Source organism: Corallococcus sp. 4LFB (genome assembly GCF_046520365.1).
GTDB lineage: Bacteria > Myxococcota > Myxococcia > Myxococcales > Myxococcaceae > Corallococcus > Corallococcus caeni.
In genome coordinates this window covers 1-16,339 of sequence record NZ_JBKGHJ010000156.1, presented here as the reverse complement: position 1 = coordinate 16,339, position 16,339 = coordinate 1, and the positions used below count along the sequence as shown (strand labels likewise).

14 protein-coding genes and 1 pseudogene are annotated in these 16,339 nt (G+C 72.9%); 11 read left to right on the top strand and 4 right to left on the bottom strand.

All coding sequences use genetic code 11. The features are described 5' to 3' along the window. The 10 genes from ACLEQD_RS18410 to ACLEQD_RS18365 form a co-directional block, all read left to right on the top strand. Nucleotides 1-738 (top strand): DnaJ domain-containing protein (locus ACLEQD_RS18410; RefSeq protein ID WP_410385625.1); only part of this gene is annotated, 738 nt, incomplete at its 5' end. A gap of 27 nt (nt 739-765) precedes the next feature. Continuing rightward, nucleotides 766-1,122: a ribosome assembly RNA-binding protein YhbY gene (gene yhbY / locus ACLEQD_RS18405; protein ID WP_410385624.1), complete on the top strand. Its 357-nt coding sequence runs from the start codon at nt 766-768 to the stop codon at nt 1,120-1,122. A gap of 134 nt (nt 1,123-1,256) precedes the next feature. Next, nucleotides 1,257-1,529: a hypothetical protein gene (locus ACLEQD_RS18400; protein WP_338269687.1), complete on the top strand. Its 273-nt coding sequence runs from the start codon at nt 1,257-1,259 to the stop codon at nt 1,527-1,529. Continuing rightward, nucleotides 1,526-2,416 (top strand): hypothetical protein, encoded by an 891-nt coding sequence (locus ACLEQD_RS18395; RefSeq protein ID WP_410385623.1) that lies wholly within the window; start codon nt 1,526-1,528, stop codon nt 2,414-2,416. Before ACLEQD_RS18400 ends, ACLEQD_RS18395 begins: the two co-directional genes overlap by 4 nt. Before the next feature lie 136 nt (nt 2,417-2,552). Further along, complete coding sequence (locus ACLEQD_RS18390; protein WP_410385622.1) at nt 2,553-2,816, top strand: hypothetical protein; 264 nt, start codon at nt 2,553-2,555, stop codon at nt 2,814-2,816. Then, nucleotides 2,786-5,005, top strand: coding sequence for a PD-(D/E)XK nuclease family protein (locus ACLEQD_RS18385; protein ID WP_410385621.1), 2,220 nt, complete (start codon nt 2,786-2,788; stop codon nt 5,003-5,005). Before ACLEQD_RS18390 ends, ACLEQD_RS18385 begins: the two co-directional genes overlap by 31 nt. Further along, a complete protein-coding gene (locus ACLEQD_RS18380; RefSeq protein ID WP_410385620.1) occupies nt 5,002-8,394 on the top strand; it encodes a UvrD-helicase domain-containing protein in 3,393 nt (1,130 codons plus the stop codon). Before ACLEQD_RS18385 ends, ACLEQD_RS18380 begins: the two co-directional genes overlap by 4 nt. A 286-nt stretch (nt 8,395-8,680) precedes the next feature. Beyond that, a complete protein-coding gene (locus ACLEQD_RS18375; RefSeq protein ID WP_410385619.1) occupies nt 8,681-9,991 on the top strand; it encodes an adenylosuccinate synthase in 1,311 nt (436 codons plus the stop codon). A gap of 56 nt (nt 9,992-10,047) precedes the next feature. Beyond that, nucleotides 10,048-10,944 carry a tetratricopeptide repeat protein gene (locus ACLEQD_RS18370; protein WP_410385618.1) on the top strand — a complete coding sequence of 299 codons (897 nt, stop codon included), beginning with the start codon at nt 10,048-10,050 and terminating at the stop codon, nt 10,942-10,944. A 64-nt stretch (nt 10,945-11,008) separates the two neighbouring features. Beyond that, nucleotides 11,009-11,449, top strand: a complete 441-nt coding sequence (locus ACLEQD_RS18365; protein ID WP_410385617.1) for a PH domain-containing protein — start codon at nt 11,009-11,011, stop codon at nt 11,447-11,449. A gap of 11 nt (nt 11,450-11,460) precedes the next feature. Here the strand turns inward: ACLEQD_RS18365 and ACLEQD_RS18360 are convergent, their stop codons facing one another. Beyond that, nucleotides 11,461-12,318 carry an FHA domain-containing protein gene (locus tag ACLEQD_RS18360; RefSeq protein ID WP_410385616.1) on the bottom strand — a complete coding sequence of 286 codons (858 nt, stop codon included), beginning with the start codon at nt 12,316-12,318 and terminating at the stop codon, nt 11,461-11,463. Nucleotides 12,319-12,429: 111 nt separating this feature from the next. After that, nucleotides 12,430-13,065: an outer membrane beta-barrel protein gene (locus tag ACLEQD_RS18355; RefSeq protein ID WP_410385615.1), complete on the bottom strand. Its 636-nt coding sequence runs from the start codon at nt 13,063-13,065 to the stop codon at nt 12,430-12,432. 186 nt (nt 13,066-13,251) lie between these two features. On the opposite strand from ACLEQD_RS18355, the gene ACLEQD_RS18350 reads away from it, so the two are divergent. After that, entirely contained in the window at nt 13,252-14,457 is a 1,206-nt protein-coding gene (locus tag ACLEQD_RS18350) for a carbohydrate-binding family 9-like protein (protein WP_410385614.1), read from the top strand. A gap of 9 nt (nt 14,458-14,466) precedes the next feature. Here ACLEQD_RS18350 and ACLEQD_RS18345 read toward each other — a convergent pair whose 3' ends face one another. Both ACLEQD_RS18345 and ACLEQD_RS18340 read right to left on the bottom strand, forming a co-directional pair. Then, nucleotides 14,467-14,727: a hypothetical protein gene (locus ACLEQD_RS18345; protein ID WP_410385613.1), complete on the bottom strand. Its 261-nt coding sequence runs from the start codon at nt 14,725-14,727 to the stop codon at nt 14,467-14,469. Then, nucleotides 14,727-16,339 (bottom strand): annotated as a pseudogene (locus ACLEQD_RS18340) (ComEC/Rec2 family competence protein); the annotation flags it as partial. The pseudogene ACLEQD_RS18340 and the gene ACLEQD_RS18345, both read right to left, overlap by 1 nt.

The following is a 16,339-nucleotide window of genomic DNA, read 5'->3' as shown; positions in this document are numbered from 1 at the left end:
GCACGGCCCGCGCCTCCCGTCGTCGCGGCCCCCGCGACTTCGGGCCCCGCCCCCGGTTCGGACGAACTGCCCGCGCTGCGCCAGCTCGCCGCGACCATGAAGGGGCAGAACCACTTCCAGCGGCTCGGCCTCACCGAACAGACCGAAGGCAGCGCGGTGAAGATCGCCTACTTCCGCCTGGCCAAGCTCTACCACCCGGACACCCTGCCCCCCGGCGCCCCGGCGGAGCTGGAGAAGCTCAAGGCGGAGGTCTTCGCGTACATCGGCGACGCCTACCGCGCCCTCTCCGACGACAAGAACCGCGCGGCCTACCTGGAGGACCTCAAGAACGGCGGCGCCGACGGCGGCGTGGACGTGCAGGCCATCCTCCAGGCCGAGGAGCTCTTCCAGAAGTCCTGCATCCTGGTGAAGGCGCGCAAGTACCCGGAAGCCGTGAAGATGCTCACCGACGCCATCGCCCTCAACGCCGAGGAGCCGGAGTTCTTCGCCTGGCGGGGCTACGCGCGCTTCCTCGCCTCACCCGACAAGAAGGCCGCCCAGCCGGAGGCCTTCCGCGAAATCCAGGCCGCCATCAAGCGCAACGAGCGCTGCGCCCCCGCCCACTACTTCCTGGGCGTCATCGCCAAGCTGTGCGGCGACGCGGCCGGGGCCCTCAAGCACTTCAAGCGGACGGTCGAGCTGCAACCGGACCACATTGATGCGATGCGAGAGGTCCGCATGGCGTCGCAAAAGAAGTAGGGTGCGCGCCTTTTCAAGGAGACACCCATGCCCCTCACCGGGAAAGAACGCCGCCACCTGCGGGCCCTCGGCCACCACCTGGAGCCGGTGGTCATCGTCGGCTCGTCCGGCGTCACCGAGGGCGTCATCGCCGCCGTCGAGCAGGCGCTGAACGACCACGAGCTCATCAAGGTGAAGATCAACGAAGGTCCGGAAGGCCGCCACGAAGGCGCTGACCGCATCGCCGAGGCCACCGGCGCGGAGCTCGCGCAGCTGCTGGGCCGCACCGCCCTCTTCTTCAAGCGCCGCAAGCAGAAGTCCCGCTTCGAGGACGTCCTCAAGGGCCCGCACGAGCCCCGTCCGGCCCCCAAGGCGGACGAAGAGAAGAAGCCCCGCCGCCGCTAAGTCGCACCGTTTTTCCAGAGCTCTCGGGGAAATCAGGTCGGCGCGAGCATTTTGTCCGGGTCCGAGGGCCGCCGGGCCCTCGTACCGGGTTCGAAATGCCCCTACGCTGGGGGTCTTCCCCCCGCGGAGGTGACGTGCAGACACCCTCGTCCTCCCCTTCATCCGCTCCTGGCTGGCACGACCTGCTGATGCATCACCTGGAGCCACTGCTGGGTGACTTCACCGCCAAGATGGCCATCCACACCGCCGCGCTGCGAGCCCTCAAGCGCCCACCCGAACAGGTAGGCCTGCAGGACGTGCCGCAGGTGCTGGAGGGCCTCAAGCCCATGCTCAACGTCTTCATCGGCGCGCTGCGCACGACGAACACGCTCACGGAGATTTCGAAGGCCATGGAGAAGCTGCGATGACCGCCCCCCGTCCCTCTTCGGGTCGCGCGACCAGGAAGGTGGCGCCCTGGCTGGGCGCCGTCGCGGTGCTCCAGCTCGTGCACCTGGGCGCGGTGGCCACGTCCTTCCCGGACGCGCACCGGCTGGCGCTCGTGGGTGACGTGGCGGGCTGGACCGTGGGCCTGCTCGCGGTGCTGGGCACGGCGGCGGCGGCGCTGTCATTCGGCGCTGGCGACTACCTGCGTCGCGTGTGGGGGCTGCTGACGGCGGGCGCGGTCCTGTCGCTCGTCAGCACGGCCCTGCGCAGCTACTGGATGCACGCGGTGCCGGACGTGCCGTTCACGGAGTCGCCGCTGTTGCCCGTGCGCATGGGCGTGGTGGTGCTGGCGAACGTGAGCACGACTTTCGCGCTGGTGCTGCTGTCGCGCACGTACCGGCAGTCGGGCCTCCAGCCGCCGCCCAGCCCCCGCGCGACGCTCCTGTGGGCGGTGGCGGCGGTGGCGGCGGTGGCGGTGGGTGGGCCGGCGCTCATCGCGGCGGTGGGGCACCTGGGCCAGGGCTTCGCGGCCATGTGCACGGCGGTCATCGCGCTGGCGTCCACGCTGGCGGACATGACGACCATCCTGCTCGTCGCCCCCATCCTCCGCGTCGCGTACATGCTGCGAGGCGGGCGGCTCGCCTGGGTGTGGTGGGCCATGGGCGTGTCCGGCGCGGTGTGGCTCTTCTACGACGCGCGCGAGTGGCTGGCGCCGCTGCTGCCCGGCAACCCCGCCGAAGCGGTGGAGCTGCTGCGCACGCTGCGCACCTCGGGGCTCGCGATGCTGGGGCTCGCCGGGTGGTTGCAGCGCTCGGCGCTCGCGTCGGCCCAGCGCGAGCCACGCGCCGAGGTCGCCCTCCCCACCGCCTGACCCGGCCCGCAGCGTCGCGCTGACGCACGTGGCCACGGCCCGCTCCCTGTCCGGAGCGGGCCGTTCTATTTTCCAGGGAGCGCGGGGCTGGAGGAGACTGGGGCCTCCCCGTTTCCGCCCAGGAGGCTCCACGCCCATGCGACTTTCCCCGCGGTCCCTGCTGTTGGTCACGTGTCTGCTGGCGGGCTGCCGGACGGCGCGAGAGGCACCGTCGACGCCCGCGAAGGCGGACTGCGGTCCGGTGATTCCCGGCATGGAGGCGGTGCTCAAGCCCGCGGCCTTCGTCGTGCTGGGGGAGATCCACGGCACGCAGGAGGCGCCGGCCTTCGCGGCGCGGCTGCGTGTCACGCGGCGGCGGCGGGCCAGCCGGTGCGGCTGGCGCTGGAGCTGCCGGTGCTGACGGAGGACGGCTTCCCGGCGGAGCGCGTGGCGGAGCTCGTCTCCAGCCGCTACGTGCCGTCGCTGTCGCGCGGAGGCCCGGATGCGCCCGCGACCCTCTTCGCGCTCGCCGCCGCGCGCGACGACCGCCTGGGCGCGACGCGAGGCAAGGGCGCCTACGACGTGCGCCTGGACGGGCTCGCGCGCCGGATGGCCGCGCAGGGCGGCAAGCACAAGGAGGACGCGGTCAAGGTGGTGGCCGTGCGCGCGCTGCGCGACCGCGTGATGCGGCTCATCGACGAATGCCGCCACATCCCCCAGGAGGCCCCGGCCGCGGAGTCCGTCGCCGCGTGGTGGAAGGTGGTGGAGCGGCTGGGCCTGCTCGACTCCGCGGGGCCCCTGGAGGCGAAGGAGGCCGGCACGCTGGGCGCGCGCATCGAGGACGCGAGGGCCCGGGACGACGCGGCGCTCGCGGCCTTCCGCCAGCGGATGGAGGCGCTGCTGCGCTCGCTGCGCGCCGTGGGCGGAGGCCCCCGCGATCACCCGGCGCGTGCTGGGCCGGTGGCTCGCGGACGCGCTGCGCGACGTGCACCTGCCCGCGCGAGGCCCCTCCACGGGCGCGGTGGAGGTGCTGGACTGGCGGACGTACCGGGCCGCACCTTCCGCCACCTCTTCGTCGCCGGACTCACGGAGGGCCGGCTCCCCGGACGGGATGCTCCGTCGCCGCTCCTGGGGGACGCGGAGCGCGTGGCGCTCAACCAGCACCTGACCCGCGACGTGTTCCGCCTCACCGGCGGCGAGTTCGACGACCGCGCGCCCTGGCGCCTCACCGAGGACCGGCTGCTCTTCGCCAGCGCGCTCGCGGCGGCGGAGGGGACGCTGAGCCTGTCGTTCGCGGTGAAGGCCGCGGGCGGGCAGGAGCAGGTGCCGTCCGCGTTCCTGGAGGAGGTGCGCAGGCTCACCGGCCACAAGTGGGCCACGCGCACGCTGCCTCCGGTGCTGCCGCTGGACGAGGTGCTCACGCCGTCGGAGCTGCGGCGCACCGTGGCGCTGGAGGCGCTGGCGGGCCTGGCGTTCCCCAACTTGCGCGTCACGGAGCCGGACCCCGCGGGACAGCTGCTCAAGGACCGCTTCGGCACGGACGACTGGTTCCGCACCGCGCGAGAGCTGGCCCACATGGAGGCCGCGCGCCTGCGCTTCTTCGGCCGGAAGGACGAGCTGCCCGGCGAGTTCACCGGCGGCGTGCAGGGCCCGGCGTTGGAGCAGAAGCTGCGCGAGACGTTCCACTTCGGCCTGGAGCGTCCGCTGTCCGCGAGCGCCCTGTCGAAGTTCGGCAACTGCGGCTTCCAGGGCTTCATCGCGTACGGCCTGAAGGTGGCCGAGCCCGTGGTGGCCAGCGAGGAGTTCGACGCCCGGGGCCGCGGCACCTTCTGGCACCGCGTGATGGAGGAGGTGTTCCAGGCGCTCAAGGAGAAGAAGCTCCTGGGGCAGGCGCCGGAGGACATCCCCGACGACGTGCTGGAGAAGGCGGTCAAGAAGGCCAGCCGTCACTTCGCGGAGCTCAACCACGTGGGCCACCACGAGCTGTGGAAGCTCGCGGGCGAGAAGGCCCACGCGATGGTCCGGCGCATCCTCACGGATCAGCGGCGGGGCCTGCCCTTCGACCCGCTGGTGCCGGAGGGCTTCGAGCTGCGCTTCGGCCCGGCCGCGGAGGACAAGCGCTGGAGCGACGTGAAGCTGATGGTGGCGGAGGACGCCATCGTCTTCGAGGGGCAGATCGACCGGCTGGACACGGCCGGCACGGAAGTGGGCGTCATCGACTACAAGACGGGCCGCCTGGACAAGCGCACGCTGAAGGAGAACCTGCTGCGCTCCGACTTCCAGCTCCCGCTCTACCTCTACGCCGCGCGCGTGGCCGGCCACGTGGGCGCGAAGAACGCGGCGTGGTTCTCGCTGCGCACGGGTGACGCCATCCACCTGTCCTCGGTGCTGCCGCCCGCGGAGCTGGAGGACCTGCTGTCCACCGACCCGGAGGTGCGCCAGCGCGTGGCGGAGGCCGCCGGCCTCAACCTGCCCAACGCGGTGGAGGACCTGGTGCGGCGCTTGCGCAAGGGTGACTTCCCGGCGCGGCCCAACGACTGCGGCAAGTGCGGCTACCGCGCGGTGTGCCGCATCACCGAGCGCCGCATCTCCGACGAGGGGAGCGGATGAGCGACCCCGCGCCCCACATGCTCGCGCTGGAGAAGAACCTGGCCCTGATGGCGGGTGCCGGCGCGGGCAAGACGTACAGCCTGGTGACGATGACGCTGCACCTGTTCGCGGGAGCGCGGCAGGCGGAGCCGCTGCGGCCCTCCCGGCTGTGCATGCTCACGTTCACGGACAAGGCCGCCGCGGAGATGCGCAAGCGCGTCCGCGAGCGCCTGGACGCGCTGGCCCAGGGAGACGTGCCGCCCGACGCGGAGAAGGACCTGCGCGCGTCGCTCGCGAGGCTGGAGCGCCCGTTCCCCACGCAGGACGCCTGGCGCAAGGTGCGCGAGGAGCTGGGCGCCGCGACGGTGGGCACGTTCCACTCGCTCTGCGGTCAGTTGCTCCGCCGCGCGCCGCCCGCGGTGGGCATCGATCCCGCCTTCGAGGTGCTGGACGAGCTGGAGGCCGCGGGCCTGCTGGAGGACGTCACCGAGCGCGTGGTGCTGGACGCGCTGGAGGGCGGCGACGCCCGCGTGCGCGAGCTGTGCGCGGAGCTGGGCTTCTCCGGCTCCGGGTTCTCCGACGGCCTCGTGGCCGCGCTGATGGACGTCTACGGCAAGCTGCGCGAGGAGGGCCTCAAGGCCGCCACGGCGCGCGTGGGCGACGGCGTGGCGGACAAGGCGCAGCTCGAAGCGCTCATCGAGGACAGCCGCCGCCTGTGCCTGGAGGCCCGCGCCCAGGACACCAAGGGCGAGTGGAGCACCCTCCTGAACGCGTGCGAGCCCCCGCTGAAGGGGATGACGCCGGACACGTTCATGCAGCCGGGCCACTTCCCGACGCTGCGCAACGTGCTGCTGTCGGAGCCGCGCAACCTGGTCAACCTGCGCAAGGGCGCGGGCGCGTGCCTGAAGGAGCTGCTCTGGAAGGTGAAGGGCAAGAGCGACGGCTCCGTGCGGCGGCTGGAGGATGCCTATGCCGCGTGGCGCACGGCACCGTTCGAAGCGACCTTCCGCGACCTCTTGAGCCAGGTGGAGGCCCGGCACGACGCGGAGCTGACCCGGCGCAACGTGTTCGACTTCACCTCGCTGCTGGTGAAGGCGCGCGACCTGCTGCGCGACCATCCGGAGTTCCGTCAGCAGGTGCAGGAGCGGCAGGGCGCGCTGCTGGTGGACGAGTTCCAGGACACCAACCGGCTGCAATTGGAGCTGGTGCTGCTCTTGTCGGAGCAGCGCGAAGGCGGCCCACGCGAGCTGGCTCCGGACGCGGACCTGGTGGCCGCGCTGCCGCTGGAGCCCGCGTTCCTGTGCGCGGTGGGCGACCGCAAGCAGTCCATCTACGAGTTCCGTGGCGCGGACGTGTCCGTGTTCAAGGTCCTGGCGGACAAGATCGAAGCCGAGGGCGGCATGCGCGGCTTCCTCCAGAACAACTACCGCTCGCTGCCGGGCGTCCTGTCCTTCTTCAACCGCGCGTTCGCCGGGCTGCTGGTGGCGAAGGAGGCGACGCCCCGTCCCTTCGAGGTCGTCTACGAGCCCCAGACGGACGACCTGTCCCCCACGCGCCCGGAGCTGGCCGAAGGGCCCGTGGTGGAGCGGCTCACGTTGCCGGAGGCCGACACCGCTCCGGAGCTGCGCGAGTACGAAGCGGACGCGGTGGCCCGAAGGCTGCGGGTGATGCTCGCGCCGGGCGCTCCGCCGACGGTGATGGCGGAGGACAGGAAGGGCCTGCGTCCCGCGCGCGGCGGCGACGTGGCCATGCTCTTCCGGACCTTCACGCACCTGGAGGAGTACCGGCAGGCGTTGATCCGCCACGGCGTGCCGCACCGGGTGCTGCGCGGCCGGGGCTTCTACGGGGCCCAGGAGGTGCGCGACCTCGCCTCGCTGCTGGCGCTGCTCGCGGACGCGGACGACGCGCTGGCGTTCGCCGCGGTGCTGCGCTCGCCGCTGGTGGGCCTGTCGGACGCGTCGCTGTTCCGGCTCGCGGGGGACCTGCCGCTGTCGCTCGGCTCGCCCCGGCTGGTGGATCCGGAGGTCCGCGCCGCCATGAGCGCGCGAGAGCAGTCGCGGCTCGCGCGCTTCCTGGAGCTCATCCCCGTGCTGCAGCGGGAGCGTGACCGGCTGGGCGTGCATGCGCTGCTGCAAGCGGCGTTGGAGGCGACGGGGTACCGCGAGGCGCTGGCGGGCTCGCCCTACGCGGAGCAGGCGAGCGCCAACGTGGAGAAGCTCCTGTCGCTGGCGGCGCGCAGGGACGAGCGCGGCACGGGAGGCTGCGTGGCCTTCGCGCGCGAGCTGCGCCAGCTGGCGGACTCCGACCCCAACGAGGCGCAGGCGGACCTGCTGGATGAAGGGGATCCGCGCGCCGTGCAGCTGCTCACCATCCACCGCGCCAAGGGCCTGGAGTGGCCCGTGGTCGTGGTGCCCGGCATGGGCGGCCGCCGGCGCACCACCTCCGCCCGGGCGTACTTCGAGCGGTCCTTCGGCCTGGCCCTGCGGCCCTGGATGCCGGACTCGCTGGACACCTTCACCTCCGAGCGCTTCGAGGCCGTGCGCGCCGAGCTGAAGGCCCGCGAGGACGCCGAGTACCTGCGCCTGCTCTACGTGGCCCTCACCCGCGCGAAGGACCTGCTCGTGCTGTCGGGCGGCGAGGAGAAGCGCGCGGGCACCGATACGTGGTGGCACCGCGTGGACCGCCGGCTGGACGCGGATCCGGACCTGCGGGCGCTCGCCCTGGACGTGGACGTGGAGCAGCTGCCGCCCCCCGCGGATCCGGAGCCGCCCACGCAGGAGCAGCTCGAAGCGGCGCGGATCCGCATCGAGTCCGCGCTGGATCGCATGTCCGACGAGGCGCTCGGAGCCGCAGCCGCGCTGTTCACCGACGCACCGGCGGTCGCCACCGCGCGCGCGGTCCAGGACTTCCTCACATGCCCGCGCCGCTACCACCACCTCCACCGGCTGGGGCTCCCCGTCGGCTCCGAGCCCTGGGAGGCCCCGGCGCGCGCCGCGCCCCTCTTCCTTGAAGCCGACGGCTGGCTGCCCGTGGAGCGTCCGGACCAGCTCGTCACGCGGCTCTTGCGCGAGGTGGACCTGTCGCTCGCGGGGCCGGACGCGGAGGCCTCCGAGCGGCGCGCGCACCTGGAGAACCTGCTGCGGACCGCGGGCCGGGAGCCGGAGGAGGACGACCTGGGCGGCGTGCTGTCCACCGTGGAGCGCTTCCTGGGCACGACCTTCGCGCGCCAGCTCGCGGCGGCGCCCGCGTCCTCCATCCACCGGGGCCTGGACTTCGTGCTGGACCTGGACGACGGCGCCAGCGTGGAGGGGGCGGTGGACCTGCTCTGGGAGTCGCCGGACGGCGAGGCCGTGGCGGTGCTCCTGCGCCCGGGCGCCCGCACCCCTGGGCCCGGCCGCGTGCGCTCATGAGTTGACGGCCCTGCGCCTGGCGGCGGCCCGGATGGTGCGTGACGGGGTGCCGGTGCGGGTGGGCGTGGCCTTCCTGGGGGACGCGTCCCCGGAACCGGAATTCCTCCCGGCCGGATCCGCCGACGCCGGGGCGGTGCGCCGGCTGGCCGAGGGCGTCCGGGCCCTGGCCCAGGCGGAATCCACCGGGACCTGGCCGGGGTGGGACAAGGCAGCCTGCCAGGCCCTTCACTGCGGCTTCGCGGAACACTGTCACCCGGCCCCTCCCGCGTGCTAAGCGGCGGGCACCATGCCGAACGTCGTCGTCATCGGAGCGCAGTGGGGAGATGAGGGGAAGGGCAAGGTCGTCGACCTTCTCACCGAGCACGCCCAGGTGGTCGTCCGTTTCCAGGGCGGCAACAACGCGGGCCACACGCTGGTGGTCGGGGGGCAGAAGACCGTCCTGCACCTGATCCCCTCGGGCATCCTTCACCCGGGCAAGACGTGTGTCATTGGCAACGGGGTGGTGGTGGATCCCGCCGTCCTCGTCGGAGAGATCGACGCGCTCAAGCCGCGCGGCTTCCTCAAGGATGACGCGCAGCTGCTCATCTCCGACAACGCCCATGTCATCTTCCCCTGGCACAAGCTGCTGGACAGCTTCCGCGAGAAGGCCCGCGGAGGCAGCGCCATCGGCACCACGGGGCGGGGCATCGGTCCTGCCTATGAAGACAAGGTCGCCCGCCGGGGCATCCGCGTGCGCGACCTGCTCCACCCGGAGCGGCTGCGCCGCCGCATCGACGAGCGCCTGCCCGCCGCGCTGGAGGAGCTCAAGGACCTCTGCGCCCAGGCCGGCGTGGACGTGCCGCGCCTGGAGACGCCGCAGGTGCTGGCGGAGTTCTCCGCCCTGGGAGACCGGCTGCGCCCCTACGTGCACGACGTCTCCCTCTTCCTCTCCGAGCAGGTCCGCCGCGGCGCCCGCATCCTCTTCGAGGGCGCGCAGGGCACGCTCCTGGACGTGGACCACGGCACCTACCCGTTCGTCACCAGCTCCAACTGCGTGGCGGGCAACGCCGCGGTGGGCTCGGGCCTGGGGCCCACGGCCATCGACAAGGTGATGGGCATCAGCAAGGCGTACACCACGCGCGTCGGCGGAGGCCCGTTCCCCACGGAGCTGAGCGACGAGCTGGGGGACCGGCTGCGCAAGGTGGGCGACGAGTTCGGCGCCACCACGGGCCGCCCGCGCCGCTGCGGCTGGCTGGACGGCGTGGTGCTGCGCTACGCGGTGCGCGTCAACGGCCTCTGGGGCCTGGCGCTCACCAAGCTGGACGTGCTCAGCGGCATCAAGACGCTCAGCATCTGCAACGCGTACGAACTGGACGGCCAGCGCGTCACGGAGCTGCCCGGTGACTACGAGGACCTGGCGCGCGTGAAGCCCATCTACGAGTCGCTGCCCGGCTGGGATGAGAAGCTCGCGGGCGTGCGCACCTTCGACGAGCTGCCGGAGGCCGCCAAGCGCTACGTGCGCCGCGTGGAAGAGGTCAGCGGCGTGCCCGTGGTGTGCGTCTCCGTGGGCGCCGACCGCGGCGAGACGGTGCTCCTGCAGAACCCCTTCCGCAGCTAGGGAGGACGCAGGCCGAAGTGGTCCTGGCCCGCCGGGGGCCAGGACGGGAGAGGGACATGGTTCGCACGCGCAGGTTCCAGCTCGGGGTCTCGGCGGTGGTGTGGCTTGGCACGATGGCGGTGCCGGCCCAGGCGCAGGTGCACCCCCCGGCCTCCGAAGCGAAGCCCGCAGCCCCTGCCGCGCGTGCGCCGGGCCCGGCCACCGACACGAAGCCCGGCCCCGCGGAAGCCGCGCCCCAGCGCACGTCGCAAGCGGTGCTGGCGGCCACGCGGATCCGCGACGGGGACGCGCTGATGCGCGAGCGGCGCTACCGCGAGGCCGCCTTCGCCTTCCTCGACGCGGAGCACGCGGCCCCGGATCACGTGGAAGCCCGCTTCAAGCTGGGCAACGCGCTGGCCGTGCTCGGCTACTACGCGCGCGCCATCGAGGAGTGGGAGACCGCGTCGCGCCTCACCCAGGACGCGGCCATCCGCCAGAGCGCGCAGGACAACATCACCCGGGCGCGCGTGAAGCAGGCGGAGGCCGGTGCGTCGCCGCAGGCCGCGGGGCAGCCGCCGGGCTCGGGGCCGGTGGCGGACACGACGCGGGTCCAGGCCCGCCGCGCCTACGAGCAGGGCGTCCAGCACATCGGCCAGCGCGCCTACGCGCCCGCGCTCCAGACGCTGACCCAGGCCCTGCAGCAGGAGCCGCTCCTGACCGTGGCGTACATCGCGCGGGGCAGCGCCAACATCGGGCTGCGGCGCTACGCGGAGGCCGCGGCGGACTACCAGTTCGCGCTGAAGCTGGAGCCGGACTCGGCCTCGCCGCTGTACGGCCTCGCGGAGGCGTACCGCGCGCTGGGTCGCAACCTGGAGGCCCGCGAGCTCTACGAGCGCTACGCCCGCTCCACGGCCCCGGACGTGCGCCCCGAGCTGAAAGAGGAGTCCCGCCAGAAGGCCGAGCGCCTGCGCTGACCGCCTGCCTGGTGGCCAGACGAGCACCATCCGAGGGGCTGTCCGGCCCACTATTTTGAAGGGCATGGACGGACGCGATCCGACGGTGGAGGGGAAGCAGTCGCAACAGGTCTTTCGCCCTCGCAAGGTGCTCGCCGCGCTGATGGCGGCGGCAGGCCTGTTATGGCTGGGCGTCTTCGCCTGGCTGTTCCACTTCGACGGCGTGCCGTTGAAGACGTTCCTGTCCGCGGCCTTCTTCGTCGTCTTCTTCGCGGTGGCCGTCGCCTACTACGGCCGCACCCGCATCGAGGTGGACGCCCGAGGCATCACCTGCCGCGGCATGGTGCGCACCCGGCGCTTCTCCTTCGCGGACATCCGCAAGCTGGACGTCCTCCCCGGGCCGGTGACGGTCTACGCCATCCGGGGCAGCAAGGGCTTCGTGCACTTCACCAGCTTCTTCCGTCACCACCGGTACCTGGCCCGGCTCCTGGTGGAGCGCGCGGGCCTGTCGCCCCTGCCGGCGTAGCGCGCCCCGCGTCAGCCGGCCGCCGCCGCCAGCACGGCGGCGACGAGCAGGGCACCCAGGGCCAGCGCGACGGCCCCGGTGATGAGCCACCCCTCCCGCCGCCGTGGCTTCCCTTCGGGAGGCCGCGGCGTTTCCGTTCCAGCCAGCACCTCCACGGCGGCCACCGGCGGAACCACGGGCGGGGCCTTCCCTGAGGCCTCATCGAACGCCGCCTGGAAGCGGAGCAGCGAGCGCCCCAGCTCCACGACGTCCCCGTCCGTCAGCGGCCCGGGGGCCTCCAGGCGCACGCCATTGAGGAACACGCCGTTGGGCGTCCCCAGGTCCTCCAGCACGAAGGCCGAGTCCTCACGGCGGATCCGCGCGTGCATCCGGGACACGGCCCGGTCGCGCAGCCGCAGGGCCACGCCGTCGCCCCGGCCGATGTCCGTGCACGCCTCCGCGAGCGCATGACTGCGGCCCACGTCCAGTCCGGTGAGGCAGGTGAGGGTGGCGGCGCGGGACGGCGGGGCTTCCGCATCCGTCAGCAGGCCCTTGAGCACCGCGACCGTGCCCACGCCGCGCTCGGGGGCGCTGGGCTCGGCGAGCACGCGCAGGCACATGCCGTCCGGCAGGCCCAGCACTTCACCGGGCACCACCAGGCGCGACACGCCGGGCAGCACGCGCACCGCGTTCACGGTGAAGCTGCGCACGGCCTCCACCATGAGCCGGCCGGAGTCGATGCGCAGGGTCAACAGCCCGGGAGGCAGGCCCTCCAGGTGGATGTGATCCTCCGGGCCACCGCCCAGCAGGTGGTGGCCCTCGGTCAGCTCGAACGGGGTGGGGGTGCCCAGGTGCTCGAATTCGAAGCGCATGCGGACGCCCGGCAGCAAGCGTCACGCCTGCCACCGGACGTCGCGTTTTCGCGAGGTTGCCCCCAGGCTCCCATCCATCCCCGGCCTCCCAGGTCCGGAGGCCGGGACGGCGGGGCCCCTGGGCGCTGTCTAGAAGGTGGCACCCAGGTTGATGGTGCCCACGTAGCGGCCGCCGCTGCTGAACGTCTCGTCGCTGCCCAGGTCCACGTCGGACGGCGGCACGGTGAGGGCGAACTCCTGGTCGAACAGGAAGTTGTAGTTCACGCGCGCGTCCGCGGTGAAGCTGCCCAGGTGCAGGCGCAGGCCCGCGCCCACCGGCACGTTGCCCACCGTGTCGTCCTGGAAGCCCGGCGCCAGGGCGCGCACGTTGTAGCGGCTCAGGCCCACGCCGCCCATGATGTACGGCTGGAGGGGCGTGGCCGTCAGGCCCACCGTCACCGCCGCCTGCGCGCCGTTGCGCACGATGTCCGGCCCGTTGGCGTTCGTCGCCAGGACGCTGCCGGTGTTGAACTCGCTGATGGCGCCCGTGTAGCCCAGCTCGAGGCCGAGCACGTTCGTGGGCTTGATGGCCACGGTCACGCCGTAGGCCAGGCCTGGATCAATCTGGTCGCGGAGCCCGCTGGTGTAGCCCTCCACACCACCGCCCACGAGGAACGTCAGGCCGCGCATGTCCGCGGACCTGCGCAGCTCCGTCGAAGCCGCCTGAGCGGAGCCCGCCACCAACACCGCTACCGCCGCCGTACCGGCCAACAATCCCTTGCTCATGTGGTCCCCTCTCTGTGTTGGACCGAAAAGTGGGGTGTACCTTCGTCCATGCCAAGCGGGCTCCGTGGGCCCGCTGGCTCGGCCGCCCTCCCTTGCGGACGGGTGGCCCCTGCACGGGAAAGGCGGTGTCCCGGGCGCGGAAGAGCGCTTCCACGAAGACGGGGAAGGGTAGACTCCGCGCCTTCGATGCGCCTCCGCTCCCTTGCCCTCGTCCCGCTGCTGTCCTCCGTCCTGCTCGTCGCCGGTGCGTGCCGCGATGAGCAGGCCGGCCCCGCCCACCGCGCGCCCAGGCTGCCCGCGCCCACGACGCCGCGGACGCTCGACGCGGCGCCGGAGGGGCTGACCTTCAGGAGCGGCGCCACCTTCGCGGGCGGCGCCATCGTCTACCTGGGCTCGCGCGTGACGCCGGAGCGGCCCACGCCGGGGCAGCCCGTGCGGCTCGCGCACTACTTCCGTGCCGTGCGCCCGCCGCCGCAGGGCTTCCACTTCTTCGTGCACGTGGTGGAGCCGGACAGCGGCCAGATGCTGGCCAACGCGGATCACGAGTTCCAGGACGGGGCCGCGCCGCTGGAGACCTGGCCCGTGGGCAAGGTGCTGGAGGACGTGCACACCGTCGCCATGCCCACCGTGCCCGCCCGCGTGGTGCTGGGCTTCTGGCGCGGCGACGAACGGCTCTCCGTGGATGATCCGCGCGTGCACCCGGGCGACAACCGCGTGCGCGGCCCGCTCCTGGGCGGTGAGCCTCCCTCGCTTCCGGAGTACACCGTCACGCGCGTGAAGAAGGCGCCGGTGCTCGACGGCGCGCTGGACGACGAGGCCTGGAAGGGCGCGAAGCCGGTGACGCTCGTGGGCAGCTTCGACGGCCGGCCCGGACGGCTGCGGACGCAGGCCCGCCTCGTCTACGACGACGCGAACCTGTACGTGGCCTTCGACGTGGAGGACCCGGACCTCTGGGGCACGCTGCGCAACCGCGACGACTCCATCTACGAGCAGGAGGTCGTGGAGGTGTTCCTCGACGCCAACGCGGACGGGCGCACGTACAACGAGCTGGAGGTGTCCCCCCACAACGTCATCTTCGACGCGTACTTCCCCGCGCGGCGCCAGGGCATGGACCTGTCGTGGGACTCAGGGATGAAGACGGCGGTGAAGGTGCGCGGCACGCTGGACGACGCGTCCGACCGCGACGAGGGCTGGACGGTGGAGCTGGCCATCCCGTTCAACCGGCTCGCGGAGGTGCCGCACATCCCGCCCCAGCCGGGCGAGCGCTGGCGCTTCAACCTCTACCGGTTGGAGCACCACGACCGCCGGCAGGTGGAAGGCCAGGCCTTCTCCCCCCTCTTCATCGGTGACTTCCACGCCCTGCCGCGCTTCGCGTGGCTCGTCTTCCAGTAGGCGGGCGGGTCAGGCGTGGGGTGAGATGTCCCACGGCGCGTCCGCGACGGAGCGCTCGGCTGGATCGCCCAGGAAGCGCACGAAGCCCCGGGACTCCAGCGTGTCGACGAGCTCCTCGGCTTCCAGTTCGGAGAACTGGTTCTCCCTCATGTCGAGCAGCATGTCGCGCATGAGGGACTTGCCGCGCAGGTAGCCCACGGGCTCGCCCGGTCCAAGTCGGGACTTCAGGTCGGCGGTGAGTTTCCGCAGATCAAGGTCATCGGAGATCATCACCACTCAAGGTGGGCCTGCCCCCCACTCCCGGCAACGGGGAGGGGTGCGGAATCCGGACGCGGCAGGAAGGACACCAGCCGGACGTCCTGACCGTCGCTCTCCAGGGTGATGGCGCCGTCCTGGTCGGTGCGCCAGCACTCGGTGCCCAGGGCGCGGTAGCGCGCCTCCACCTCCGGATGGGGGAAGCCGAAGCGGTTGCGCCGGCCCACGCAGAAGACCGCGTGACGTGGCCGCGTGCGCTCCAGGAGCGGCGCGGTGGACGACGTGCGCGAGCCATGGTGCGGCACCTTCAACACCGTCACCGGCCCCAGCGCCTCCTCGAGCGCGGCCTCGCCGTCCGCCTCCACGTCGCCGGCCAGCAGCACGGTGACGTCGCCATGGCGCACGCGCAGCACCACGCTCCGGTCGTTCGCGCCCTCCATCAACTCCCGGTCCACCGGAGGCCCCAGCACCTCCAGCGTCGCCTCACCCAGGGCGAACGCGGGCTGCCCCACCTGCACCTCCTCCACGAGGGCGCCCTTCGCCGCCGAGACGATGCGCCGGGACAGCGGCCCCTCCGCGCTCCCCGCGGACAGCCACAGGCGTTCGGTGGGCACCTGGGCCAGGGTCGACACGAGCCCGAGCGCATGGTCCGGATGCGGATGGGAGAGCACCGCGAGGTCCAGCCGCGACACGCCCTCGGCCTTGAGGAAGGGCAGCACGAACCGCTCCCCGGTGTCCGCGCCCTCCGGGACGCCGCCCGCATCCACCAGCGCATGGTGCCCCCGGGAGCGCAGCACCACCGCATCCCCCTGGCCCACGGAGAGGAAGGTGATCCGCAGCGCCGGCTCCGGAGTGAGCACGGGCAGCAGCAAGGCCCCCAGCACCGCCCCCGGGACGAGCACGCCCAGCCATCGCCAGCGTCCCGCGCCGAGCGCCCAGCCTCCCAATCCCAGCGCGTACGCCCCGCCAAGCCACGGTCCCAGCCCCGGCACCTCCACCGCCGCGAAGGGTACGGCCGCGAAGCCCCGCGTCAGCATGAGCAGGAGCTCCGAAGCCCAGGCCCCCGCCCACAGCACCGGCGTCGCCACGACAGGCGCCACGACGAACAGGGCCGCGCCACCCGCCGCGAGCCCGGTGAGCAAGCCGCACAGGGCAGGGCGACGATGTTGGACACGAGCCCCGCCAGGCTCACCCGGCCGAACGCCGCCGCCACCACGGGCAGCCCCACGAGCGTCGCCGCCGCGCTGGCGCACAAGGTCTGCGCCACCGTCTCGCGCGCCTGGCCGGCCCATCGCCTCAGCCGCCGGGGCTCGGACGGATCCGGCGAGGGGAGGCGCAGGGCCTCGCGCAGCGCGGGTGACAGCAACACCAGTCCCAGCACCGCGAGGAATGACAAGCGGAGCGACAGGTCCACGACGCTGGAGGGCGTCCAGGCCACCAGCACCAGCGCCGCGAGCGACAGTCCATTGAGTCCGTCCGCGCGCCGCCACAAGGCCAGCCCCAGCAGCACCGCCGTGGCCATCACCGCCGAGCGCACCGCGGGCGCCTGGTTGCCCGTGAAGAGCACGTAGGCCCAGACGAAGGGCACCGCCGCCGGGGCCGCCCACCGGCGCGCCTCCAGCGTCCG